Origin of the sequence: Streptomyces niphimycinicus (genome assembly GCF_018883605.1) — a bacterium.
Classification (GTDB): Bacteria; Actinomycetota; Actinomycetes; order Streptomycetales; family Streptomycetaceae; genus Streptomyces; species Streptomyces niphimycinicus.
The window spans coordinates 1-1793 of sequence record NZ_JAHLEM010001213.1 but is presented as its reverse complement, the minus strand read 5'-3'; the positions used below and the strand labels follow the sequence as shown (position 1 = coordinate 1793).

Sequence of the window (1793 nt, the reverse complement as noted above, 5' to 3'; positions counted from 1 at the left end):
GACGCTGTTGGCTTAATCCCCGGCTCTGATGCTTCGCCCCGTCGTTATGCGGCGGGGCGAAGTGCTGTCAAGGGGCTGGTCCGGGTGCGGGCGCGGGGCTGGTCGCTGAGCCAGGCGTTGATGCGGATGAGGTTGATCGCGGCGCCGGTGAGTTGGTGCTGGAGGCTGGTCTTGGCGAGTCCGCGGTAGCGGGATCTGCGCAGGCCGCAGGCTTGCACTGCCTGGGAGATGGTCCCTTCGACTCCGGCACGGACCTTGTAGCGGTCCTTCCACTCGTCGGTCGCCTGGAGCTGCCGGGCGTGGTGGAGGGCTTCGTATTCGTGTCGGGGCCGCAGGGTGATCTCCCGGCGCTGAGCTTTCGGCGAGCTGACACAGTCCCGGAGCTTGGGGCAGGTGCGGCAGTCGGCCGGAGAGAAGCGGACCCGGATCACGGGCAGCTGTTCTTCCGAGCGGCGGTGGTGCCACTGGGTGCTGGTGATCCCGTTCGGGCAGGTCACGTGCTGGTTGTCCCAGTCGATGGTGAAGGCGTCCTGTCCGTAGGTGCCCTCACCACGGGCTTGGGCGACGGTCACCGGCCGCAGCGGCCCGTGCAGGGCGACACCGTGGTCGATGCGGGCGTCGGCCAGGGCACTGGAGTTGGCATACCCGGCGTCGACCCAGTGTTCGTCCGGGAGCAGGCCCCGTGCGGTGAGGCCGGTGTGGACGACAGCGGCCATCCGGTCGTCGGGGACGGTGGCAACAGTGGTAGTCACGTTCGTGACCAGGTGCACCGTGTCGGCTTCGCACGTCTCGGTGAGATGGACCTTGTAGCCGTCCCACATCGTGTCGCGTTTGACGCTGCCGCGAGCCTGGACATCATACGGAGTGACCAGGCGTTTCGCCCCCGGCGGGCGGTCTTTTGGGTCCCGCCGTTCCACCTCGCTCCCCACCAGATGGAACTGCTGGACCCACATCTGCCGCAAGACCTCCACCTGCGGCAGCACCCGCAGTGCGGCGGGCGCGTCGTCCGTCCAGATCATGCGCAGCAGGCGCATCCCGTCCGCTCCGATCCGGCGCCCGACCTCGACCCGCTTGGTGTGGGCTTTGGGGAAGCGGGAGTCCTCGATCCGGGTCGCGTAGTGCGTGAACCAGTCCGGCAGGGCACGAGCGCTGAGCCATTCTGGCTCCGCTTGGGCCACCGCGTTCAGTGCCGTCCGCAAGGTCTCGCCGACCATCTCCAGCCAGTTCAGTTCACGCGCCGAGGAAAGCACATGCGTGGAGTCCGTCCGCGCCTTCCCGCCGGCCGTGACCAACCCCCGTTCCTTGGCTGCGACCAGGATCGCGTCCAGGACACACCGTCCGGCATCCTCGCCGACCAGGCGGTCCCTGAACTCCGAGAGCACCGAGAAGTCGAACCCGGGATCGGTCAGCTCCAACCCCAGCGCGAACTTCCAGTCGATCCGGGCCCGCACCGCCTCAGCGGCCTGCCGGTCGGTCAGCCCCTCGACGAACTGCAACACCAACACCATCGCCAGACGCCCCGGCGACCAAGCAGGCTTCCCCCGCACCGCGAACAGACCAGCGAACTGCTCGTCCGTGAACAGCACACCCAGCTCATCACGGACCCGGATCGCCAGGCTCCCCTTGGGGAAGGCCGCGCGTGCCACCCGCACGGTCTCCAGCGGAACTTCCCACGCTTCCAGCGGCTGCATCGACACCGACACCCTCCCCAAACGCCAACGTCGGCCTTCAAAACCACAACCGGGTCTTGAAGGCCGACGTCACGGCCGGAAGCCGGATTAGCCAACAGCGTC

At 68.0% G+C, this 1793-nt stretch carries 1 protein-coding gene; it reads right to left on the bottom strand.

All coding sequences use genetic code 11. The annotated features are described in order from the left end of the window. Positions 1-44: 44 nt before the first annotated feature. Positions 45-1697, bottom strand: coding sequence for an IS1182 family transposase (locus KN815_RS48920; RefSeq protein ID WP_216348178.1), 1653 nt, complete (start codon positions 1695-1697; stop codon positions 45-47). Positions 1698-1793: the final 96 nt, after the last annotated feature.